The organism is Patulibacter sp. NPDC049589 (assembly GCF_040675535.1).
In the GTDB taxonomy this organism is placed as follows: domain Bacteria; phylum Actinomycetota; class Thermoleophilia; order Solirubrobacterales; family Solirubrobacteraceae; genus Patulibacter.
The window spans coordinates 21,827-42,736 of record NZ_JBFAPC010000003.1 but is presented as its reverse complement, the minus strand read 5'-3'; the positions used below and the strand labels follow the sequence as shown (position 1 = coordinate 42,736).

Annotated in this window: 19 protein-coding genes and 1 riboswitch; of the genes, 10 read left to right on the top strand and 9 right to left on the bottom strand. The window is 70.4% G+C overall.

From position 1 onward, the window contains the following. Positions 1–129: 129 nt before the first annotated feature. From AB0L40_RS00940 to AB0L40_RS00930, 3 genes are all read right to left on the bottom strand, one after another. Positions 130–801 carry a peptidoglycan DD-metalloendopeptidase family protein gene (locus AB0L40_RS00940; protein WP_364347785.1) on the bottom strand — a complete coding sequence of 224 codons (672 nt, stop codon included), beginning with the start codon at positions 799–801 and terminating at the stop codon, positions 130–132. A 199-nt stretch (positions 802–1,000) separates the two neighbouring features. Beyond that, a riboswitch (cyclic di-AMP (ydaO/yuaA leader) is annotated at positions 1,001–1,145 on the bottom strand. A gap of 108 nt (positions 1,146–1,253) precedes the next feature. Next, the gene (locus tag AB0L40_RS00935; protein WP_364347782.1) at positions 1,254–1,682 is read right to left on the bottom strand and encodes a flagellar basal body-associated FliL family protein; all 429 of its coding nucleotides are present in this window, start codon (positions 1,680–1,682) and stop codon (positions 1,254–1,256) included. A gap of 222 nt (positions 1,683–1,904) precedes the next feature. Next, positions 1,905–3,725 (bottom strand): glycosyltransferase family 39 protein, encoded by a 1,821-nt coding sequence (locus tag AB0L40_RS00930; protein ID WP_364347779.1) that lies wholly within the window; start codon positions 3,723–3,725, stop codon positions 1,905–1,907. A gap of 58 nt (positions 3,726–3,783) precedes the next feature. Between AB0L40_RS00930 and AB0L40_RS00925 the strand changes: the two genes are divergently transcribed. Together AB0L40_RS00925 and AB0L40_RS00920 are read left to right on the top strand one after the other, a co-directional pair. Further along, positions 3,784–4,605, top strand: a complete 822-nt coding sequence (locus AB0L40_RS00925; RefSeq protein ID WP_364347776.1) for a cytochrome c oxidase assembly protein — start codon at positions 3,784–3,786, stop codon at positions 4,603–4,605. 3 nt (positions 4,606–4,608) lie between these two features. Beyond that, positions 4,609–6,804: a cytochrome c-type biogenesis CcmF C-terminal domain-containing protein gene (locus tag AB0L40_RS00920; protein ID WP_364347773.1), complete on the top strand. Its 2,196-nt coding sequence runs from the start codon at positions 4,609–4,611 to the stop codon at positions 6,802–6,804. Between the two features lie 286 nt (positions 6,805–7,090). Here AB0L40_RS00920 and AB0L40_RS00915 read toward each other — a convergent pair whose 3' ends face one another. Next, positions 7,091–8,293 carry a ZIP family metal transporter gene (locus tag AB0L40_RS00915; RefSeq protein ID WP_364347770.1) on the bottom strand — a complete coding sequence of 401 codons (1,203 nt, stop codon included), beginning with the start codon at positions 8,291–8,293 and terminating at the stop codon, positions 7,091–7,093. Next, positions 8,293–9,333 carry a multicopper oxidase domain-containing protein gene (locus tag AB0L40_RS00910; RefSeq protein WP_364347767.1) on the bottom strand — a complete coding sequence of 347 codons (1,041 nt, stop codon included), beginning with the start codon at positions 9,331–9,333 and terminating at the stop codon, positions 8,293–8,295. Before AB0L40_RS00910 ends, AB0L40_RS00915 begins: the two co-directional genes overlap by 1 nt. A 330-nt stretch (positions 9,334–9,663) precedes the next feature. On the opposite strand from AB0L40_RS00910, the gene AB0L40_RS00905 reads away from it, so the two are divergent. Then, positions 9,664–10,701 (top strand): L,D-transpeptidase/peptidoglycan binding protein, encoded by a 1,038-nt coding sequence (locus AB0L40_RS00905; protein ID WP_364347764.1) that lies wholly within the window; start codon positions 9,664–9,666, stop codon positions 10,699–10,701. A 127-nt stretch (positions 10,702–10,828) separates the two neighbouring features. Here the strand turns inward: AB0L40_RS00905 and AB0L40_RS00900 are convergent, their stop codons facing one another. From AB0L40_RS00900 to AB0L40_RS00885, 4 genes are read right to left on the bottom strand one after another with little or no spacing between them, the layout of a single operon-like run. Then, entirely contained in the window at positions 10,829–11,815 is a 987-nt protein-coding gene (locus AB0L40_RS00900; protein ID WP_364347761.1) for a bile acid:sodium symporter, read from the bottom strand. Then, on the bottom strand, positions 11,812–12,219 hold the full coding sequence (locus tag AB0L40_RS00895) for a MerR family transcriptional regulator (RefSeq protein WP_364347758.1): 408 nt from the start codon (positions 12,217–12,219) through the stop codon (positions 11,812–11,814). The genes AB0L40_RS00900 and AB0L40_RS00895 overlap by 4 nt, the downstream gene beginning before the upstream one ends. Positions 12,220–12,279: 60 nt before the next feature. Continuing rightward, complete coding sequence (gene arsM, locus AB0L40_RS00890; RefSeq protein ID WP_364347755.1) at positions 12,280–13,044, bottom strand: arsenite methyltransferase; 765 nt, start codon at positions 13,042–13,044, stop codon at positions 12,280–12,282. Between the two features lie 26 nt (positions 13,045–13,070). Then, complete coding sequence (locus AB0L40_RS00885) at positions 13,071–13,424, bottom strand: metalloregulator ArsR/SmtB family transcription factor (protein ID WP_364347752.1); 354 nt, start codon at positions 13,422–13,424, stop codon at positions 13,071–13,073. A 74-nt stretch (positions 13,425–13,498) separates the two neighbouring features. Between AB0L40_RS00885 and arsB the strand changes: the two genes are divergently transcribed. The 7 genes from arsB to AB0L40_RS00850 all read left to right on the top strand — a co-directional run bounded on the left by arsB (position 13,499) and on the right by AB0L40_RS00850 (position 20,459). After that, positions 13,499–14,641 carry an ACR3 family arsenite efflux transporter gene (gene arsB / locus AB0L40_RS00880; protein WP_364347749.1) on the top strand — a complete coding sequence of 381 codons (1,143 nt, stop codon included), beginning with the start codon at positions 13,499–13,501 and terminating at the stop codon, positions 14,639–14,641. A 23-nt stretch (positions 14,642–14,664) separates the two neighbouring features. Further along, on the top strand, positions 14,665–15,267 hold the full coding sequence (locus AB0L40_RS00875) for an arsenate reductase ArsC (RefSeq protein ID WP_364347746.1): 603 nt from the start codon (positions 14,665–14,667) through the stop codon (positions 15,265–15,267). After that, positions 15,264–16,286, top strand: a complete 1,023-nt coding sequence (locus AB0L40_RS00870; protein ID WP_364347743.1) for an ArsJ-associated glyceraldehyde-3-phosphate dehydrogenase — start codon at positions 15,264–15,266, stop codon at positions 16,284–16,286. The genes AB0L40_RS00875 and AB0L40_RS00870 overlap by 4 nt, the downstream gene beginning before the upstream one ends. After that, positions 16,283–17,554, top strand: coding sequence for an organoarsenical effux MFS transporter ArsJ (arsJ, locus tag AB0L40_RS00865; RefSeq protein ID WP_364347740.1), 1,272 nt, complete (start codon positions 16,283–16,285; stop codon positions 17,552–17,554). Before AB0L40_RS00870 ends, arsJ begins: the two co-directional genes overlap by 4 nt. Then, a complete protein-coding gene (locus tag AB0L40_RS00860; RefSeq protein ID WP_364347737.1) occupies positions 17,554–17,946 on the top strand; it encodes an arsenate reductase ArsC in 393 nt (130 codons plus the stop codon). The genes arsJ and AB0L40_RS00860 overlap by 1 nt, the downstream gene beginning before the upstream one ends. A 57-nt stretch (positions 17,947–18,003) precedes the next feature. Next, positions 18,004–18,357 carry a metalloregulator ArsR/SmtB family transcription factor gene (locus AB0L40_RS00855; RefSeq protein ID WP_364347734.1) on the top strand — a complete coding sequence of 118 codons (354 nt, stop codon included), beginning with the start codon at positions 18,004–18,006 and terminating at the stop codon, positions 18,355–18,357. Positions 18,358–18,497: 140 nt separating this feature from the next. Next, positions 18,498–20,459, top strand: coding sequence for a cation-translocating P-type ATPase (locus AB0L40_RS00850; RefSeq protein WP_364347910.1), 1,962 nt, complete (start codon positions 18,498–18,500; stop codon positions 20,457–20,459). Positions 20,460–20,910 lie beyond the last annotated feature (451 nt).

Here is a 20,910-nt window from a genome sequence, read left to right as displayed (position 1 = left end):
GCCCCGAGTCGTCCGTCCGTGGGGTGGCTCCGCCGCTCCGGGATGTGGATCTCGTCGCGCGCAGCCGCCGGAACGTTCGGGACGCCTTAGCTTAGGAAGAGCGCCTGGCCGACGCGAGGCGGTCGGGGGTCAGCGGGCGGCGGGCGTGGGGGTCCCGCCCCACGACTCGAGGTCGCCGCTCGGGTCGCGCGGCTTGCCGTCCTGCCACCCCGGAGCGCCCCAGAGCTCGAAGTGCAGGAGGCAGGCCGTCGCGTTGCCCGTGTCGCCGACTGCGCCGATCGGCGAGCCCGCCTCGACGCGAGTGCCGGGCCGCAGCGGGGAGGCGGACTGCAGGTGCATGTACGCCTGGTCCTCGCCCGAAGGCGTGTCGGTGAGCACGAGGTAATTGCCGGCGGCGGACTGATCCGCGTTGGCCTTCACCGTCCCGCTGGAGGCGGCGACGACCGGCGTCCCGCAGGCGGAGAGGAGGTCGACGCCTTCGTGCGCGCCTCCCCGGTCACCGAACGCCGTGGCCGAACCCCCGAAGGACCACGAGCCTTGGATCGGGAAGACGAATCCGGGAACGGCTCCGGCCAGCGGTGCCGCAGTGCGCTGGCGCGCGACCAGCTGCTGCTCGACCTTCTTCGCGAACGCGAGCTTCATGGCCTTCAGCGTCTGGAGGTTCGGTCGCCCGGTGCGGACCAGCCGCTTCTTCGCCTGGTACCTCTTGAGCGCAGCACGCGTCCTGCTGCCGATCGCCCCGTCGGCCCGGACGCGGGCCCGCCGCTGGACGCTCTTCACCTGCGAGCGCGTCAGTTTCACCGTCTGCGTCTCCGACACCGTCGGAGGTGCAGGGGCGGGGGCGGCGGCAGTCGCTGGGGTCGTCGCGGTCGGGGCCGGGGTTCCGCCCCCACCCGGGACGCCGGCTGCGGAGGCAGCCTGCGTGATGGGTCCCCCGCAGGCCAGCAAGGCCAGGGCGCTGATGAGGGCGGCGCGGCGCGCCGGGCGTGATGACATGTGGAGCAGCTCTCTCGTCGGCCTACGGGGTTAGCTGACGGGCTGGCGCTGAAAGAGTCGCGCCTCCACAAAGGTCGTGGACAAGCCCCAAAACACCTGGGTCCCCCGCTCCCCGGGGACGGCTCCCGGGGACTCGGCGTGCCGAAAGGTACCAGGAATCCGGTCGATTCTCCTACCCATCGTCGGACTTCGTCAGGATGGCGCGCTCAACGATCGACAGATCGCACCTCGGTCCATCGAGCGTGCGTCCGACGACGTCACTGCACGGTGATGTCGGGAAAGAGCACGTCCTTCGCTTCCGCGTCGGTCTCCCGCTCTATGCGTCGGAGGATCCGACGTCGAACGGCCGACCGACCCTTGGCCGTCGTCAGGGCGTCGCCGGTCGAGGCGCCGACGACATCGACGACGACGGTTCTGATGACCGCTTCCTCGGCGAGCGGACCGTAGCCTTCGGGAGGTGTCTCCTCGCCGTGGGCCTCTGGCGTCTCGGGAAGAACGACGGCGACGGAGAACTTGGCGTAGCGCCCGTCGGAGAGGTTGACGAGGAACTCCTTGGGCAGGACGTAGACGACGCCCTGGAGCTTCGGTTCGGCACCGGCCTCGGTCGGGGCGGCGAGCACCGTCTTGTAGACGAATCCCGCGCCGAGAACGACGACGGCGAGCATGGCCATGAGCTTCTTCGACATCGTGGTGACCTCCGGGTTCGCGACGAGGGAGCCCTCGGCCGGGCCCCGCCCGGTCATCGGCCGCGATCGCCGCAGACTCCCTCGCCTGGACAACGGTCGTACGTTCAGAGGCGGACTCGACGGACCTGTTCCGCCAGGGCGCGTCCCGCCGACGCACCATCTCGACCTCCACGCCCCCGGTCTGTCCGGCCGACGCGCGCCGCCAGACGAGGGAGTACTTCGTCACCCAGCCCTTCGGATGCGCTGCGTATCGACGCCGGGAGAGCAGTCCTTCAGGCGGTAGACCCGCACGGATGGCCCGGGAAGCCGGTAGCGCAGCTGCACGAAGTTGAACGCCTTGTCGTACTGGAAGTAGTCCTTCGCTTCGGGCCCGTCGAACGGCGAGATCGAGAAGCGCAGGACGGCCTGGCGCTCGAGGGCGCGGTAGTAGCGCACGGCATCGGGGACCCGGGCAGGGTTGTTCTGGACCCGTCCGCTCTGCATCGACCCGGAGATCACCCAGCACGCACCGTTCTCGCGGTAGAAGTCGAGCATCCCTGGGAAGAGCGTGAAGCCGTGGTTGGCGAAGTCCGCCGCGCGTCCGATCCGGCTGGCTAGGCGAGGATGGGCCCGCGCGAGGCGTCGTTTGTCGGCGCCGGTCCGCGTCAGGCGCGGCCACCGGTACTCGGCTCGGGAGGATGCGCTCCGCAGGGACGCGCCGTCGGCGTACCACTCGCGGGGCACCATGGGCTCGACCACGATCGGCGTCCCCGCCGGGATGTTGCGCACCATCCATTCCCGCGCGGTGGTGCGGGTGTCGGGCCGGGACAGCACGACGTTGCTGTGCGCGATCAGGACGATGCCCTGCGCGAACGCCGCGGCGGTCAGGACGGCTCCGGCGGCGAGGCGCGCCCGGCCGGCGATCCGCAGGCGGGCGAGGAGGAACTCCAGGACCCAGACCCCTCCCGAGGCCGCCAGGAGCGCGAGCAGCGGATAGATCGGCAGCTCGTACCGGGCGAAGTACCGGCCCTGCGATCCGATGAGCGCGACGAACACCACGGGTGCGGGCACGAGCAACAACGCCTGCCACCGGTGCCGGCATGCTCCCCGGGCGACGCCGATCGCCAGGAGCAGCGCCGGGACGACGCCGAAGCCCCAGAGAAGCGCCCACGCGTAGTAGCGATACCCCGACCGCTCCGTCTCCCCGAGCAGCAGACCCCCGGCGGTGTAGTCCGAGAGATGCTCGAGCTCGCTGCGGAAGAACCCCGGGCGCAGCACCGCGTAGGGGTCCATGGCGAAGAACGCCACGAAGGCCGAGGCCGCCACGATGAGCAGGCCGACCGCGGCCGCACGCCAGTTCGGCAGCCGCCCAGCGCCGGGCGGCGGGTGTTGGTCACCGTCCGCCCGCAGACCGCCGGCGGCGTGCATGCCCACCGCGGTCAGCAGCGGCAGGCCGAGGAACGCGGCGTTGTACTTGAACCCCACCGCCAGTCCAAGGGCGGCGCCGGCCAGGAGGTAGTCGCGGCGGCGACCGAAGCGGACGATCCCAGCGATCGCGAACAACGCCAGAGCACTCGGCGCCAACGACGGTGCATCGTTGAGCGCCAGCTTCCCGTAGTGCGCCGGAAGGAACGAGAACGCCAGCAGCGCCGCCGCCACCAGGCCGGTCCGTCGGTCGAACATCCGCGCCCCGGCGGCGTACAGCACCACGATCGCCGACGTGGAGAGCACCGCGGATGCCACCCGCGCGGTGATCCAGATCGAGCCCGGGTCCGTCGCCCACCCGTCGACGACCCCGTCCCGCCCGCCGCGAAACAGCCAGAGCGCCCCCGCGATCCACTGCATCAGGCCCGCGGGGTTGAGCTGGTAGTCGGGGTCGAGCGACCCGTTCTGGAAGAAGCCGACCGCCCTGGGGACGAAGTGCGCCCGCTCGTCGAGGTTGTAGGCGAACGGCAGTCCCCACCCGATGCCCCAGAGGCGAAGACCGAGACCCGCGAGCGTGACGAGCGCCAGCGCCACGTGCCACCGCCGTCGGTCTTCTGCCCAGATCGCTGAAACGCGCATCCGACGAAACTAGCGGCACTCCTACGAAATGTAGGAGCAGCTGGCAGACTGTCGCATCGTGTCGCCACCGATCGTCTGGGGCCCCGAGCTCGCACCGTCGCTCCTGGCGAGCGTCCTGATCGCCGTCTACCTGAGGCGGTGGGTGACGGTGCGTCGCTCGCCCGACCGCGCTCACGCACCGGTGTGGCGACTGGTCTCGTTCGCCTCCGGCGGGTTGACGCTGATCGTCGCGCAGGGCAACCCGATCGACGAGCTCGGCGACTACCTGCTCGTCATGCACATGGTCCAGCACCTGCTGCTGCTGGACGTCTTCCCGCTGCTGCTGCTGTTCGGGCTCAACCGCGTGCTGATGCGACCGATCACGCGCCGCATCCTCTGGATCGAGCGACGGATCGGCTTCCTCGCCTCGCCCTGGTTCGGCCTCGCCGCCTACACCCTCGGGATGTGGATCTGGCACGTCCCCGCCCTCTACAACGCCGCGTCGCGCTCGCCCACCGTCCACCTGCTGGAGCACATGACCTTCACCGCGATCGGGCTTCTGTACTGGTGGCATCTCCTCCGCCCGATCCCCGGCCGGGACCGCATGACGGCGATGGCCCCGATGGCCTACATGGGCGTCACGAAGGTGACCGTCGGCCTCCTGGGCATGGCGCTCACCTTCGCCCCGAAGGCGCTCTACGACTTCTACGCCGACCAGCCGACCTACTGGGGCCTCTCCGCCATCGCCGACCAGGGCATGGCCGGAGCACTGATGGCCACCGAGCAGGTGCTGATCATGGGCGTCGCGTTCGGGGTCCTCTTCATCCGCGGTCTGCGCGAATCCGAGCAGCAAGCGCTCCGTGAAGAACGCCTGATGGACCTTCAAGGCCGACAGGACTGAGGTATGGACCTCCTCGGACGTGGCTTTCTCGTCCTCGCACTGCTCGTCGCGGCCTACGGCGCGGTGGCGAGCCTCGTCGGTGCGCGGAAGCTGCAGGCCGTCGCCGACGGGGGACTGAACGGTCACGGCGCCGCGTGGGTCCGCTCCGGGCGCCGCGCGATCTACGTGGTCGCCGCGCTGACGACGGCGTGCTTCGTCCTCGTCGAGATCGCGTTCATCCGCACCGACCTGACGTTCGACGTCGTCGCGAGCCACTCGTCGTCGACGACGCCGCTGGGGTACCGGATGGCGGCGCCCTGGAGCTCGCAGGAGGGCTCGCTGCTGCTGTGGGTCTGGCTGCTGAGCCTGTGGAGCTCGCTCGTCGTCCGGCTCGCCGGGCGCCGGATGGCCGATGTGGTGCCGTGGGCGCAGGCCGTCCTGCTCGGGCTGGGCCTGTTCTTCCTGCTGCTGCTCGTCTTCTACAGCTCGCCGTTCCGGTTGAGCTCGCCGGTGCCGCTGCAGGGGGAGGGTCTGAACCCGCTCCTGCAGTACCCGAGCATGATGATCCACCCGCCGATGCTCTACAGCGGCTACACGCTGTTCGCGGTGCCGTTCGCGTTCGCGGTCGGCGCGCTGGCCGCGGGGCACGTCGGGTCGGACTGGATCCGCCACACCCGGCGCTACGCGCTGGGCGCCTGGCTGCTCCTGGGCATCGGCATCGTGCTGGGATCGCGCTGGTCCTACGCCGAGCTGGGCTGGGGCGGCTACTGGGGCTGGGACGCCGTCGAGAACGCGTCGCTGATGCCGTGGATCATCGGCACCGCCTTCATCCACTCCGTGATGATCCAGGAGAAGCGGGGGATGCTCCGCACCTGGAACGTCTCGCTGATCCTCGCCACCGGGATCCTCTGCATCCTGGGCACGTTCATCGTCCGCTCGGGCGTGCTCTCCTCCATCCACGCCTTCGGGAACTCGACCGTCGGAGCGCAGTTCCTCGGGCTCCTCGTCCTCATGACCGGTGGGTCGATCGCGCTGGTCACCTGGCGCCGGGAGTCCTTGCGCTCGGAGCACCGGATCGATTCGCTCACCTCCCGAGAAGCCGTCTTCCTGCTCGGGAACGTCGTCCTGGTCCTGCTCGTCGTGGTGATCCTCTGGGGGACGTTCTTCCCGCTGATCAGCGAGGTGCTGACCGGCAAGCAGCGGCCGTGGGCGTCCTCGACCTGGGGCTGGTGGGTCGGGCCCCTCGGGCTCACGCTCGTCGGACTGATGGGGCTCGGCCCGCTGCTCGCGTGGCGCCGGACGACGCGGCGGCACCTCTGGCGGCAGCTCCGCGCGCCGCTGGCCGTTGCCGGGACGGTCCTGCTCGTGGGGTCGCTCCTGGGAGGGAGTGCGCGCGTCGACGTTGCGGCGGCCCTTGCTCTCGGAGGGTTCGTCTTGGGCTCCATCGGCCAGGAGCTCGTCCGCGGTGTCCGGTCGCGGCGGGTCGCGACCGGCGAGTCCTATCCCGTCGCCCTGCCCCGCCTGGTCGGCCGCAACCGGCGCCGGTACGGCGGCTATCTGGTGCACGTGGGCTTCGCGGTCCTGGTCCTCGCCGTCGCGGCGTCCTCGGCGCTGAAGGAGACGGAGCGCACCCGGGCGACCGTCGGTCAGGAGCTGTCGGTCGGCGACTACACGCTGCGGTACGAGGCGGCGATCGGCGACTACCGCCTCCGCGACCAGCGGATCGAGAAGCTCATCGTCGGTGCGAAGGTCGGCGTCTACCGCGACGGTCGGCGGATCAGCACGATCCGACCGACCCGCGAGTTCTTCCCGTCGTCGAACCCCGCCGACGGGCCGGTCGGCCGGTACTTCAACGGCGAGGCGGCCACCGAGGTGGCCCTCGACGCCGGCCTGACGCGCGACCTGTGGGTCGCGATGCAGCCCGACGGCGATGCGCTCGTCGACGTCTACCAGGCGCTCGACAAGCAGCTCGCGGGCGCTGACGCGCCGTTCGCTCGCGGCGCGGAGGCGGCGATCAGCCTGGCCACCTTCTATGGCCGACGGCCGTCGCCGGTGACGTTCCAGGTCATCAGCTCGCCGCTGGTCACGTGGATCTGGATCGGCAGCCTGATTATGGCGCTCGGTGCTTCGCTGGCGATCTGGCCTACCGGGGACCTCCAGGTGCGCCGCGCACGCGCGCTGGGCAGAGCGCGCCTCGCCCGCGAGCTCCAGGACCAGTAGCACCCTCGTCCGCGGACCGCCCGCGATGCTCCTACGGGCCGTAGTACTCGTTGTTACCCTGACCGGGCGCGGCGAGGAAGGGACACCGGGTGGCGAAGGCCACATCGGGAGTTCTCGCTGCGTAGTCGAGCGCGCGAGCCGGTGCCCACTCCATGCGACGCGGTGGCAAGGGGCAGCGGAGCTGCGTCGCGCCGCCGCGGGAGCCCGCTCCCGCGGCGGCGCCGGCTCCGCTCGCTCGATGTCCCCGCTGGTGCGGCCGTCCGGCCCGCGGCCCCGACGCCCCTGGTCAGACGCTGACGAGCAGCCCGGTCCCGAACATCAGGACCAGACCGGCGAGCATCCCGCCCACGGCGACGGGGTGCAGCGTGCGCCCCTCGTCGTCGCGCAGCGACGGGGCCAGCTGTGCGATGACCTGGACGATGGCACCGGCGCCGAAGCCGAAGAGGAACGCTGCGACGCTGGAGTTGAACGCGGCAGCCCCGATCCACGCACCGATCACGGCGGGGAATCCGGCTATCAGGCCCAGGAGCGCGAGACGACGCAGGGAAGGCGTCTCGCGGGCGACCGGGGCGACGACGGCGAGCCCCTCCGTGGTGTTGTGCAGCGCGAATCCGACGACGAGGAACGCGCCCAGCGCCAGGGCACCGGTCGCGTAGGCGGCGCCGATCGCCACGCCCTCTCCGAGGTTGTGCAGTCCGATTCCGATAGCCACCAGGAGCGCAAGCGTCCCGCCCGATGCCCCGTCCGACTCGGCCCGCGCTTTGCGCCCTCGCACGTACTCCGATACGCCGGTCAACAACAGGAACGAGGAGACCGCGCCGATGAGGACCAGCGCCCGTCCGCCGAAGGCTTGCGATCCCGTGTCGGCGAGCTCGAAGCCCTCGAGCGTCGCGTCGATCGCGAGGAACACCAGCAACCCGATGGTCAGGGCCATCAGCCCCCGCATCCAGGCAGGGGGGACGCGGCGCAACCACGGAAGCCAGAGCATGCCGAGCGCTACGGGGATCACGCCGACGTAGATCCCCAGGAGGGCCATGAGTCCGAAGAAGCCGGTGTCGTTCTGCGGGGTGGCCACGGCGACGGGGATCTCGTGCGGGATCGTCGCGCCGGTCGACGTGAGCAGCACGACGGAGTACGCCTCGCCCTCGACCCACGGCTGCTGCAGCCGGACGGTCGCGGTGGTCAGGCGGTCGATCGGGCGGTCCGCCCCACTGAACTGGACGAACGCGTCGTTGACCTGCGCCTGCGCGATCGTCACGGCATCGGGACCGTCGTTGCGAACGGTGAGGTCGATCGTGCCAGGCTCGAGCTTCGTCTTCTCGACAGCGAGTTCCTCGACCGGGGGGCCGACGCGGTCGCCGATGCCGGGCCCGTCGAGGGCGAGGAACGATCCGAGCGCGACTGCGATCAGCAGGAGCGGGACCAGGCCGAGGACCCATGCGGGCACCTTGCGGGGGGCCGCTGGGGCGGGGGCGTTCGGGGCGCTCATCAGGCGACCTCGAAGAAGCCCTGCCAGCCGAGCTCCGTGAACTCGGACTGGTGGGCGTGGAACATGTACTTCCCGGGATACGGGAACCGCCACTCCGCGATCCCCCGCTGGCCCTGGCAGAGCATCACGGTGTCGGTCAGCTCCGACGGCGTCTTGCTCGTCCCGGTCGGGAAGTACTCGAAGAGGTTGCCGTGGAGGTGGAAGCTGTTGATCAGGTCGTATTCGAGGATGTTGACCAGGTAGAGCCGCACGAGCCGGTCGCGCTCGATCTTGATCGGCTTGTTCATGTACGCGAACGGGATCGTGTTGGCGGCGTAGAACTCGTTGGCGCGGTCGAAGTTCGTGTCGAACCCGTTCATCACCATCACGAGCTCGTCGGCGTCCTCCCGCGGCTCCTTCGGGTCGACGATGAACGTGCCGTAGAGCCCTTTGGCGATGTGCTCGGCCAGCGGCCGGACGTGGCAGTGGTAGAGGTGGAGTCCTGCGGGGAGGGCGTCGAATTCGTAGACCGTCTTGCCACCGGGCTGGATCTCGCCGGCGCCCTGGCCGGCGATGCCGTCCATCGTCGCGGGATGCAGGCCGTGGAAGTGGATCGTGTGCGGGTGCGCGGACCCGTTGACGAACGTGATCCGCAGCCGCTCGCCCTCGGTGCATCGCAGCGTCGGGCCGGGGATCCGGCCGTTGTAGGACCACGACGCGAAGCGGATCCCGGGCGCGATCTCGATCTCGCGGTCGCCGGCGACGAGCGTCCACTCTCGCAACACCCGCCCCGACGGCAGACGCTTGGTCGTCCCGCGGTCGAAGTCCCGGACGATGTCGTGCGGATCGAAGCCGTTCGCTCTGTGATCGACGGTCCGGGCGTCGCGGAAGTTCGCGTGCCCGTCGTGCGCCCCGGCTGGGCGCTGGACGGCAGGTTGTCCCGCGCCTGCATGCATCGAGTGGTCCATGCCTGCCGCGGTCGCGTCCCGCGTGAGGAGGGCTGCGCCCCCGAGCACGGGTACGGCTCCGGCGAGGAGTGATCGGCGATTGATGCGGCCCATACGAGGAAGTATGGCATGACTCAACTGTTCTTTTGCTCCGTCTCTGCCTTCGGGCCCCGTCGGCGTCCCACCCCGCCAATCAGCGACATCGAGGCACGAACCGGTGGTGCGCCCAACCCGTGACATCACACGGCGCATCGTCCCCAGACGCGCCGATGCGGGTCGCCACGGGCGTCTGGGTGGCGTGGTATCGCTCGGCCGCTCCGCCGTTCTCGACGCGGGTGACCCGTGCGTTCTCCGCGGCGCGTAGGGGATCCGGGCTTGGTGTAGGTGAACAACCGCTACCGTTCGACCACTCCCGATGCGCCAAATCCCCTCCTGACTCTGCCGATGCGCCAACGTTCCGTCCTGATCATCGCCACGGTGTTGGCCGCGCTGAGCGTCGCCACGGGTGGCGTCCTCGTCGCCGACGCGAGCACGACGAAGGGCATCCCGGAGGGCGTCACCATCGGTGGTGTGGACGTCGGCGGGATGACGCGCGACGCCGCGCGCCGCAAGGCCGAGACGGAGCTGACGAGCCGTCTCTCCAAGCCCATCCGGGTGGTGCACAGCGAGAAGGAGTGGAACCTGACGGCGAAGGGCGCCGGCATCAAGGTCGACCTGGACGAGGCCGTCGACCGGGCCGTGCGGCTCGGGCAGGACGGCAACGCCTTCTCCCGCGTGTACGACAAGGTCTCCGGCAAGGAGGTCCGCAAGGACTTCTCGCCGACCAGCACCTACAACCGCTACGCGATCACCCGGCTGCTCGACCGCGTCGAGAAGGGCCTGCACCGCGAGCCCCAGTCGGCGTCCGTCCAGTTCGCGAACGGCGAGCTGTCGATGAAGGAGGGCCGCGTCGGGTTGCGGCTCAAGCGCGAGAAGGTCGCGCAGCTCATCCGCACCGCGCTCCAGGACCCCTCCGCGAACCATCAGGTCTCTGCGTACACGACGAAGATCAAGCCGAAGGAGACGACGGCGGCCGTCCGGAAGAGGTACTCCACGGTCCTCGTCGCCAACCGCGCGACCTTCAAGCTGACGCTCTACAAGGGCATGAAGGTCGCCAAGACCTACGGCATCTCCGTCGGCAAAGCCGGCAACGACACACCGGCGGGGCAGTACACGATCGCGAACAAGGCCGTCAACCCGACCTGGAACGTGCCGAACTCCGCCTGGGCGGGCAAGCTCGCCGGCACCGTCGTTCCGCCGGGCCCGTCCAATCCGCTGAAGGCCCGGTGGATGGGCATCTACGACGGCGTCGGCATCCACGGCACCTCGGACGACGCTTCCATTGGAACGAACGCGTCGCACGGCTGCCTGCGCATGCACATCCCCGACGTCATCGAGCTCTACGACCGCGTGCCGGTCGGCACACCGATCTACATCCTCTAGAGCGTCGCCCGGACCCGCCGGACGCAACCGGCCCCGGCGACCGCCGCGGCGGGGCGCGGCGGCCTCGGAGGCGGTGCTGATGGTCACGCGCGTCCCGGCCGCTTGACGTACCGGCCGCGCGTTTGGATCAGGCCGGAGCGGTGGTAGGAGGGTCGGGGAGCAGCCGTGGGGCGAGGCGGACGTAGGCGACCATCCCGAGGATCTCGACCAGCGTCTGCGTCACGATCACCGCGCCCGTGATCGCATACACGTCGCCGAGCGACAGGGCCAGGGGGAGCACGACCAGCGAGTTGCGCGTCGCACCGGTGAAGACGAGGGCGCGGCTCGCCGGAACGTCGAACCGCAGCCGCAGCGCGAGTGCACGGCCGATGATGGCCATCACGATGAGGAACGCGACGTAGAGCGGCACCACGCCGGCGACGTCGCCGATGTCGTCGCGCACTCGCGGGAACTGCGATGCGACCACGACCACCAGCGTCAGGGCCATCAGCGCGACCGGCGTGAGGTCCGCGGTGTCCTTCACCCGTGCTCCGGCCGGGGAGCGCTTGGACCACGCCTCGGTGGCCCAGGCCAGGGCAAGCGGGAGCGCGATCAGGATCAGGAACGCCTCGATGAACGGTCCGGGTTCGATGATGTCGGCCAGCTCGGATCCCATGAAGAGCCAGAGGAACGCGGGCAGCAGCGCCATCTGCGCAAGCATCAAGAGCGGTGCGGCGGCCAGGAGCCGGCGGTCGCTGCCGCCGGCCAGGCGCGTGAAGACGATGACGTAGTCGATGCACGGCGTCAGCAGCACCATCAGCACGCCGAGCTCGATCGCGCGGTCCCCGGGCGCCAGGCGGCTGAGCGCGAACGCCACGACCGGCACGATCAGGAAGTTCAGGCCCATCGCGGCCAGCAGGAACCGTCGATCCGAGAACGCGGCGCGCAACGCCGTGAACGGCACCTGCAGGAACGTCACGTACAGCAGCGCCCCGAGCACCGGGTAGATCAGCGCCTCGAACGCATGCTCCGTCCCCGGTGCCACCAGCCCGATCAGGCCACCGACCACGACGGCACCGAGGTAGACCGGAATCTGGTGGTGTTCCAGCCGTGCTGCAGCGCTCTGCGCGCTCATGCCGCCGGGTGCTGCTGGAACGGGCAGGCCGGGTCGCACGCCCGGTTCCGGGCCGGCAGCCCGTCCAGACGTGCGCGGCCGTCGAGCAGTTGTCGCTCGAGCGCCCGCAGCTCGGTCATCCGGCGCCGAGTGTCCTCGAGCTGTTCGTCAATGAGATCGCGGAGGCGAGCCTGCACCGTTCGGCAGGGCTGGGCGTCCCAGACCGCCAGCAGCTCACGGATCCGCGGCAGAGGCAATCCGAGGCGCTTGACGGTCAGCACGAACGCGACGCGGTCCTGGGTCGCTTGGTCGTAGACCCGGTAGCCCGCATCGGTCCGCGGCGCCCGAGTCAGCCCGACTTTCTCGTAGTACCGCAGCGCCGACGCCGAGGTCCCGGCCTGCTCGGCCGCTTCGGAGATCCGCACCCCGCGAGCGTAAGCCTTCGACCTCGGTCGAGGGTCAAGTCGCCCCGTGCGGTGGGCCCGCTACCGCGGCTTGGTGGCGCGGACGATCGCGGAGCCGGCCTTGGCGTGGACGCGGTGAGTCTCTTGGATCTCGACGTCGACCAGGCCCGCGGCGGCGAGGGCGGTCTCGAACTCGCGGCGGGTGAGGGCGCCGGCGATGCAGCCGGTGAACTGCTGCATGTCGCGTTTGGTGGCGTCGTCCATGTCGGGGTCGGCGACGACGTCGGAGACCGCGAAGCGGCCGCCGGGCCTGAGGACGCGGGCGGCCTCGGCGAGGACCTTGTTCTTGTCGCCGGCGAGGTTGATGACGCAGTTGGAGATCACGACGTCGACGGACGCGTCCTCAAGGGGGAGGTCTTCGAGGTAGCCCTTGCGGAACTCCACGTTCTCGAGGCCGGCGTCCGCGGCGTTCCTGCGGGCCTGGTCGAGCATCTCGTCGGTCATGTCGATCCCGATCGCCCGACCCGTCGGCGCGACGCGGCGGGCCGAGATCAGGACGTCGCCGCCGGTGCCGGACCCGAGGTCGAGCACCACGTCGCCGTCCTTCAGGGCGGCGACGGCGGTCGGGATGCCGCACCCGAGCGACCCCTCGATCGCCTTGCCGCCCTCGCCGGCGGTGTCGGCGTCGTAGAGGGCGGCGCCGAAGACCTCGGTGCCGTGCTCGTCGGTCGTGGCGACGGCGGGGCTGCAGCAGCTCGAGCCCTGCGTCGCGGCCTGCGCGTACTTCAGGCGGACCTCCTCGCGGAGCTGCTCGTCGGTCAGGGTGCTGCGGTCGGTCGTGCTCATGGAAGGACCTCGATGTGGGGGAGGGGTCAGCCGAGCCAGCCGGCGAGCTCGTCGATCGCGCCGGGCAGCACGTAGTAGTAGGCCCAGAGGCCTTGGCGCTCGGAATCGACGATGCCGGCGTCGCGCAGCTTCTTGAGGTGGTGGCTCAGCGTGGACTGGGAGACGTCGAAGAGCGGCACGAGCTCGCAGACGCAGACCTTGCCGGCGTGCTTGCGCAGCACGTCCACGAGTTGCAGCCGGATCGGGTCCCCGAGGGCTTTGGCGACGTCGGCCAGACGGGTGGCCTTTTCGCGGTCGACGTCGGGGTAGACGACGGGCTCGCAGCACGGGGCGCCGGCGGCACGCTTGGTCTTCGGCTCGAGCTGCAGATCGACGTTCATCGAAACAGCAAGCTACACAAAGAAGTCACGTTTGTCGATTGCATCGACATCTGTCACTAGATACGGTGCGGGGCATGGCCACCGTCACCGAACCGACCGCGTCGGCGGACCGACCGGTCCTGCAGCGCCTATCGACGCTGGACCGCTTCCTGCCCGTCTGGATCCTGCTGGCGATGGCCGTCGGCCTGGGCCTGGGGGCGGCGATCCCGTCGATCAACGACGGCCTCGACAAGCTCCGCATCGGCACGGTGTCGCTACCGATCGCGCTCGGGCTGCTCTTGATGATGTACCCGGTGCTGGCAAAGGTCCGCTACGGCGACGTCGCCCGCGACCGCTCCCCGGAGACCGCCAAGATGCTCGGCGCGTCGCTGGTCCTCAACTGGGTGGTCGGGCCGGCGGTGATGTTCGCGCTGGCCTGGATCTTCCTCGCCGACCAGCCCGAGTTCCGGACCGGCCTGATCATCGTCGGCCTCGCCCGCTGCATCGCCATGGTCCTGATCTGGAGCGATCTCTCGTGCGCGGACCGCGAGTCCACCGCGCTGCTGGTGGCGATCAACTCGGTCTTCCAGATCGTCGCCTACAGCGTCCTGGGCTGGTTCTACCTCACCGCCCTGCCGGACCTCCTCGGCCTCGACAGCCAGGGGTTCTCGATCGGCATCTGGGAGGTCGCACGGACCGTCTTGATCTTCCTCGGCATCCCCCTGGTCGCCGGCGCGCTCACCCGCTACATCGGGGTGCGCCGCATGGGTGAGGAGGCGTACGAGACCAGGTTCCTGCCGAAGATCGGGCCGTTCGCGCTCTACGGATTGCTCTTCACGATCGTGATGCTCTTCGCGATCCAGGGCGACGCGATCACGTCCGAGCCGCTCGACGTCGTTCGGATCGCGCTGCCGCTGCTCGTCTACTTCGCCGTGATGTTCTCCGCCGGCCTCGCCGCCGGACGCCTCATCGGCGCGACCTACGCCCGCACCGCGTCCCTCGCCTTCACCGCGGCGGGCAACAACTTCGAGCTCGCGATCGCGGTGGCCATCGGCGTCTTCGGCGCCACCTCCGGCCAGGCCTTGGCCGGTGTCGTCGGGCCGCTGATCGAGGTTCCCGTCCTCGTCGGCCTGGTCTACGTCGCGCTCTGGATCCGCCGGCGCTGGTACCCGGCCGAGGAGGCCGCCGCTCGCCGCGGCGATCCACCGGCACCACGAGCTGACCCCCGCCCCGTCTGATCCCCACCACCGAGGACCCCTTCATGCGCCACGTGCTGTTCGTCTGCAACCACAACGCCGGTCGGTCCCAGATCGCCCAGGCGTTCTTCGACCGCCTCGCCCCCGACGATGTGCGAGCGGAGTCCGCCGGCACCCAGCCCGCCAAGGCGGTCTGGCCTGTCGTCGTCGAGGCGATGGCCGAGGTGGGGATCGATCTCTCCCAGCAGAAGCCGACGAAGCTCACCACCGAGATGCAGCTGCACGCCGACTGGGCCGTGACGATGGGCTGCGGCGACGCCTGCCCGTTCGTCCCCGCGATGGTCCAGGAGTGGGACGTCGAAGACCCTTCGACGCTGCCGATCGAGCGGGTCCGCGAGATCCGCGACCAGATCGAGCAGCACGTCAAGAACCTCCTCGACGAGCACCTGCAGGACATCTACCTCGACCGCACCGCCCACCAGCTGCGCCTCGAGCGACTCCTCCCGGCGGTCCGAGAGGACCTCGGTGACCGGTTCTCCGAGCAGCAGATCCGGGCGTGCTCGGACCAGGTCCTCGCCGGCTACGACGACGCGACCGTCCGCGGCCACGTCATGACGATCGCCCACCGCGACGTCACCGAGTGCCTCACCGCCGGGAACTGCGCATGACGGTTCGCGTCGGCATCAACGGCTTCGGGCGCATGGGGCGCCTAGCTCTCCGCGCCGGCCTGGACCGGCCGGACCTCGAGTTCGTGCACATCAACGAGATCGCAGGCGACGCAGCGACCGCCGCGCACCTTCTGGAGTTCGACTCCGTTCACGGCCGCTGGCACCGCGACATCGCCGCCGACGGTGACACCGTCACCATCGACGGCACGACGCTGAGCTACAGCGCGCATGCAGCCCCGGGCGACGTGCCGTGGGACGAGCTCGGCGTCGACGTGGTCCTCGAGGGCACCGGCAAGCTCAAGACTCAGGCGACGCTGGCCCCGTACTTCGATCGCGGGGTGCGGAAGGTCATCGTCGCCGCGCCGGTGAAGGACGGCGGGGCGCTGAACGTCGTCGTCGGCGTCAACGACCACCTCTACGACCCGGCCACCCACGATGTCCTCACGGCCGCGTCATGCACCACGAACTGCCTCGCGCCCGTCGTGAAGGTCATCCACGAAGGCCTCGGGATCCTGCGCGGGTCGATCACCACGCTGCACGACCTCACGAACACGCAGACCCTCGTCGACGCGCCGCACAAGGACCTCCGCCGCGCCCGCGCCGCCGGCCTCTCGCTCATCCCGACGACCACAGGGTCCGCGACGGCGATCGGGCTGATCTTCCCGGAGCTGCAGGGCCGGCTGGACGGTGTCGCGATCCGGGTGCCGCTGCTGAACGCGTCGCTCACCGACGCGGTCTTCGAGGTCGCGCGCGAGACCACCGTCGAGGAGGTCAACGAGCTGCTTCGCACCGCCGCGGAGGGCCCGCTCAAGGGGATCCTTGGCTACGAGACGCGGCCGTTGGTGTCGGTGGACTTCAAGGACGACCCGCGGTCGGGGATCGTCGACGCGCCGTCGACGATGGTCACCGACAGGACCCAGGTGAAGATCCTGGCCTGGTACGACAACGAGTGGGGCTACGTCAACCGCTGGGTCGAGCTCGCCGGCCAGGTCGCCGCCTCCCTGGAGCCACGGGCGTGAACGGCCAGGACGCGACCGCGGCCGCCGAGCAGCGCGGCGGGGACCTGCGCAACTACGTCGTCGTCACGGGCGCGTACTGGGCGGACACGATCGCCGACGGCGCGATCCGCGTCCTGGTCCTCTTTTACTTCTACGAGCTCGGCTACAGCCCGCTGCAGGTCGCCTCGCTCTTCCTCTTCTACGAGGTCTTCGGGATCCTTACGAACCTCGTCGGCGGCTACATCGCCGCACGATGGGGACTGAAGTCGACACTGCTGGGCGGGCTGACCTTCCAGCTCGCGGCGCTCGCGATGCTCGCCCTGGTGCCCGAGTCGTGGCTCGTCGTCGCCTACGTCATGGTCGCCCAGGCGCTCTCGGGGATCGCGAAGGACCTGACGAAGATGTCGTCGAAGAGCGCGGTGAAGCTCGTCGTCCCGCAGGACACCCCGGGGGCCCTCTACAAGTGGGTCGCGATCCTCACCGGCTCCAAGAACGCACTGAAGGGCGTCGGGTTCTTCATCGGCGGCCTGCTGCTCACCGTCATCGGTTTCCAGGCCGCGCTGGGGTGCATCGCCGGCCTCGTCGCCGCCGGCCTCGCGGGGACGCTGATCTTCATGCGCGGCGACCTCGGCACGCCCGACGCGTCGGCGAAGTTCCGGCAGATGTTCTCGAACAACCGATCGGTGAACCTGCTGGCCGGCGCGCGGATCTTCCTCTTCGCCTCGCGCGACGTCTGGTTCGTCGTCGGCCTCCCGGTCTACCTCCGGACCGTGATGGGCTGGTCGTTCTGGCAGGTCGGGATCTTCATGGCCGTGTGGACCATCGGCTACGGGATCGTCCAAGCGACGGCACCGCGGTTCGTGAAGGACCCCGACGGCCGCACCGCCGCGAAGCTCGCGTTCGTCCTCGCCGCCTTCCCCGCCGCGATCGCGATCGCCATGAGCACCTCGATCGACCCGGACGTCGTCATCGTCGCCGGGCTCATCGTCTTCGGCGTCGTGTTCGCGATGAACAGCGCGGTGCACTCGTACCTGATCCTCGCCTACGCCGAGGGGTCGAAGGTCGCGATGAACGTCGGCTTCTACTACATGGCCAACGCCTTCGGCCGGCTCTCCGGCACCGTCCTCTCCGGCGCCCTCTACCAGTGGCAGGGCCTCCAGGCCTGCCTCTGGGGCTCGGCGATCATGGTCCTCGCCGCCGGCCTCCTGTCGCTGCTCCTGCCCGGCGACCCGGCCCGCTCCCGCGCCCGCCGAACGACCCCGAACCAGGCCGTCGAGGGGGTCGTCTGATGGCGCACGTGTTGTTCGTCTGCCTGCACAACGCGGGGCGCTCGCAGATCAGCCGCGCGTTGTTTGAGCGTGCCGCCGAAGGCCGGCACGAAGGGCGTTCCGCCGGCACCACGCCGGCGGACCGGGTCCATCCCGAGGTGCTCACCGTTATGGACGAGTTCGGCATCGATCTCCGCGACCAGGAGCCCAAGCTCCTCACGCGTGAGCTGGCGGAATGGGCCGACGTCGTCGTCACGATGGGCTGCGGCGACAAGTGCCCCTTCGTCCCCGGCGTGCGCTACATCGACTGGGACCTCCCCGACCCCTCCGGACGCCCCGTCGACGAGGTCCGCACCACCCGCGACGACATCAGCCGCCGCATAGACCAGCTACTCACCGAGCTCGACGCCTAAGCGACCTCCGAGATGAGGACTGCGTGCGCATATCCGCACGATCGTTAGAGTGTGCGCATGGCCGACGACACATGCGATCTCCTCTGTCTCGATCTGCCCAAGGCGGAGGCGTTGCGTCAAGCCGGCCTTGAGGGCCCCGCGGCCGAGCAGGTCGCCGTCCACGCCGCCGCCTTCGGCGACCCCACCCGCGTCGCGCTGGCTATGGCGCTGCGCGGGGGAGGGGAGCTCTGCGTCTGCGACCTCTCGTGGATCGTGCAGCGGCCCGAGAAGGCGGTCTCGCACCACTTGAGGAAGATGCGCACCGCCGGAGTGGTCGGTTCGCGTCGCGACGGGCGGATGGTCATGTACGGACTGACCGACACCGGCGACCGTCTGCTCGCCGCGCTGGTCCCGGGGGAGGTGCCCGCATGAGCGACGCCTGCTGCAGCGGAGGGCCCGAGAAGGACCGCCCGACCACCACCGGCCCGCTCCTGACGATGGCCGGCAGCGCGCCGCCGGAGACCGACGCGTGCGGCTGCAGCACCTCGGCCGCGCCTGCCCCGAGGACGCGGATGATCACCGACGCGTGCGGCTGCGAGATCGAGGTGCCCGTCGACGGTGCCCCGATCCCGAAGCTCTACAAGGTGCGCGAGATCCAGCTCGCCGCCGTCTCCGGCGTCCTCCTGGTCGCCGGGATCGCCGGCGGTGGCGGCACCGTCGGGACGGTGCTCGAGGCGCTGGCGTTCGTTGCCGGTGGCCTAACGTTCATTCCCGCCTCCGCCCGCGCGCTGCTGCGCGGCCGCCTGTCGGTCGGGACGCTGATGATGATCGCCGCGATCGGCGCGATCCTCCTCGGCGAGCTCGCCGAGGCCGCCACCCTCGCGTTCCTCTTCGCCATCTCCGAAGCGCTCGAGAGCTACGCGCTGACCCGCACCCGCCAGGGCCTCCGGGCGCTGATGGACCTCGTCCCCGACCGCGCGACCGTCCGGCGCAACGGCCGGGAGCTCGACGTCGACCCCGTAGAGCTCCTGATCGGCGACCTCTTGGTCGTCAAGGCCGGTGAGCGCGTCGCGACCGACGGCACGATCCGCACCGGCCGCTCCGCCCTGGACCAGTCCGCGATCACCGGCGAGTCCGTCCCCGTCGAGCGCGGACCCGGCGACGACGTCTTCGCCGCAGCGATCAACGGCAGCGGCGCCCTCGAGGTCGAGGTCACCGCGCGAGCCGGCGAGAACTCGCTCGCCCGCGTCGTGCGAATCGTCGAGGAGGCCCAGGACCGCAAGGGCGCGGGCCAGCGCCTCGCTGACCGCGTCGCACGGCCGCTCGTCCCCGGCGTCCTCGTCGTCGCGCTGCTGGTCGCCGTCATCGGCTCGCTCGCGACCGGCGACACCAGCGAATGGATCAACCGGGCGCTGGTGGTGCTCGTCGCCGCGTCGCCGTGTGCGTTCGCGATTGCTGTCCCGATCACCGTCGTCTCCGCCATTGGTGCCGCGACCCGCGCCGGCGTCCTCATCAAGGGCGGCGCCGCACTCGAGGCGCTCGCGTCCGTCCGGACCGTCGCACTGGACAAGACCGGCACCCTGACCCGCAACCAGCCGACCGTCATCGACACCCTCTCCACCGGCGACGCGACCGCCGACGAGGTGCTCGCGGTCGCGGCCGCGTTGGAGGGCCGCAGCGACCACCCGCTCGCTGCAGCGATCCTCGCCGCCACCGACCAGACCCCGGCTGCTGACGATGTGCAGAACGTCGCCGGTAGCGGCCTCACCGGCACCATCGACGGCATCCCGGTCCGGCTCGGGCGACCCGGGTTCATCGACGCCGGCCCGCTCGCCGACGACGTCACGCGCCTGCAGGAACAGGGCGCCACCGTCGTCCTGGTCGAACAGGACGGCTCCGCTATCGGTGCCGTGGCGGTCCGCGACGAGCTGCGCCCCGAAGCCGCTGAGGCCGTAGCGCTGCTGCGCACCGTCGGCGTCCGGCAGGTCGTGATGCTGACCGGCGACAACACCGCCACCGCCCGCGCCCTCGCGGCGCAGGCCGGCATAGACGACGTCCGCGCCGAGCTCCTGCCTGAGGACAAGCTCACGGCCGTCCAGAACCTCAGCGCCACCCAGCCGGTCGCGATGGTCGGCGACGGCATCAACGACGCCCCGGCCCTCGCTTCCGCGCGCGTCGGGATCGCGATGGGCGCCGTCGGTTCCGACGTGGCGATCGAGACCGCCGACGTCGCCCTCATGGGCTCCGACCTCCGCGCGCTCCCCGACGCGATCGGTCACGCGCGCCGGGCGGACCGGATCATGCGTCAGAACCTCGCGCTCTCCGCCGCCATCCTGCTGACCCTCGTGCCGCTCGCCGCGCTCGGGATCCTGGGCCTGGCGACCGTCGTCGCGGCGCACGAGATCGCCGAGCTGCTCGTCATCGCCAACGGCGTCCGCGCCGCCCGCCGCACCGCGTTCCGCGAACGCACCGCGGGCCCCGTGACCCATGTGCGGCGACCGGTACCGGTCGCCACGGTCACCGAGGTGCACTGAGGTACGACGGCAGGGCGCGCCGCACGCCACTCGCGCCCCGATCGCGACCCCAGAACTGCGCTCGATAAGACTCGAAACGTCAACCCCGCAGGCCTCGGAACGGCCGCGGCGAACCCACCGCTGGCGGTCGGCGTCCAGAACGCACTCTCAGCGCCTCGTATAACGCCCCTTGCCCGGGAATCAAACCGGCTCATTGTTCGAGCGGCGATCGCGTCGACGGTGGCGGCGGTGGGCGGTCCGGTCCGCTCGACTCCGCCCTGTCGCGGATCGGGAGTGCCATCGTGGTGGAACCGCGGACGGCCCGCCTAGAGCGGGGGAACTGGAGCGGCGTCGGTATTCGAACTGGCCGTGGTGGAGGTCTGCGACCTCTCCGCGGCACAGGCCGGCACCGGCCATGAGGAGCACGATCGAAGGGTCTCCGCCGGGGTGCTCTTCGGTTTGGTGCGCGGCG

Excerpts from the sequence above, each read along its gene's own strand:
- AB0L40_RS00935 (WP_364347782.1), bottom strand. The coding sequence starts at position 1,682 with ATGTCGAAGAAGCTCATGGCCATGCTCGCCGTCGTCGTTCTCGGCGCG.
- AB0L40_RS00930 (WP_364347779.1), bottom strand. The coding sequence starts at position 3,725 with ATGCGCGTTTCAGCGATCTGGGCAGAAGACCGACGGCGGTGGCACGTG.
- AB0L40_RS00920 (WP_364347773.1), top strand. The coding sequence starts at position 4,609 with ATGGACCTCCTCGGACGTGGCTTTCTCGTCCTCGCACTGCTCGTCGCG.
- AB0L40_RS00915 (WP_364347770.1), bottom strand. The coding sequence starts at position 8,293 with ATGAGCGCCCCGAACGCCCCCGCCCCAGCGGCCCCCCGCAAGGTGCCC.
- AB0L40_RS00910 (WP_364347767.1), bottom strand. The coding sequence starts at position 9,333 with ATGGGCCGCATCAATCGCCGATCACTCCTCGCCGGAGCCGTACCCGTG.
- AB0L40_RS00905 (WP_364347764.1), top strand. The coding sequence starts at position 9,664 with ATGCGCCAACGTTCCGTCCTGATCATCGCCACGGTGTTGGCCGCGCTG.
- AB0L40_RS00900 (WP_364347761.1), bottom strand. The coding sequence starts at position 11,815 with ATGAGCGCGCAGAGCGCTGCAGCACGGCTGGAACACCACCAGATTCCG.
- arsM (WP_364347755.1), bottom strand. The coding sequence starts at position 13,044 with ATGAGCACGACCGACCGCAGCACCCTGACCGACGAGCAGCTCCGCGAG.
- AB0L40_RS00885 (WP_364347752.1), bottom strand. The coding sequence starts at position 13,424 with ATGAACGTCGATCTGCAGCTCGAGCCGAAGACCAAGCGTGCCGCCGGC.
- arsB (WP_364347749.1), top strand. The coding sequence starts at position 13,499 with ATGGCCACCGTCACCGAACCGACCGCGTCGGCGGACCGACCGGTCCTG.
- AB0L40_RS00875 (WP_364347746.1), top strand. The coding sequence starts at position 14,665 with ATGCGCCACGTGCTGTTCGTCTGCAACCACAACGCCGGTCGGTCCCAG.
- AB0L40_RS00870 (WP_364347743.1), top strand. The coding sequence starts at position 15,264 with ATGACGGTTCGCGTCGGCATCAACGGCTTCGGGCGCATGGGGCGCCTA.
- AB0L40_RS00860 (WP_364347737.1), top strand. The coding sequence starts at position 17,554 with ATGGCGCACGTGTTGTTCGTCTGCCTGCACAACGCGGGGCGCTCGCAG.
- AB0L40_RS00855 (WP_364347734.1), top strand. The coding sequence starts at position 18,004 with ATGGCCGACGACACATGCGATCTCCTCTGTCTCGATCTGCCCAAGGCG.
- AB0L40_RS00850 (WP_364347910.1), top strand. The coding sequence starts at position 18,498 with ATGATCACCGACGCGTGCGGCTGCGAGATCGAGGTGCCCGTCGACGGT.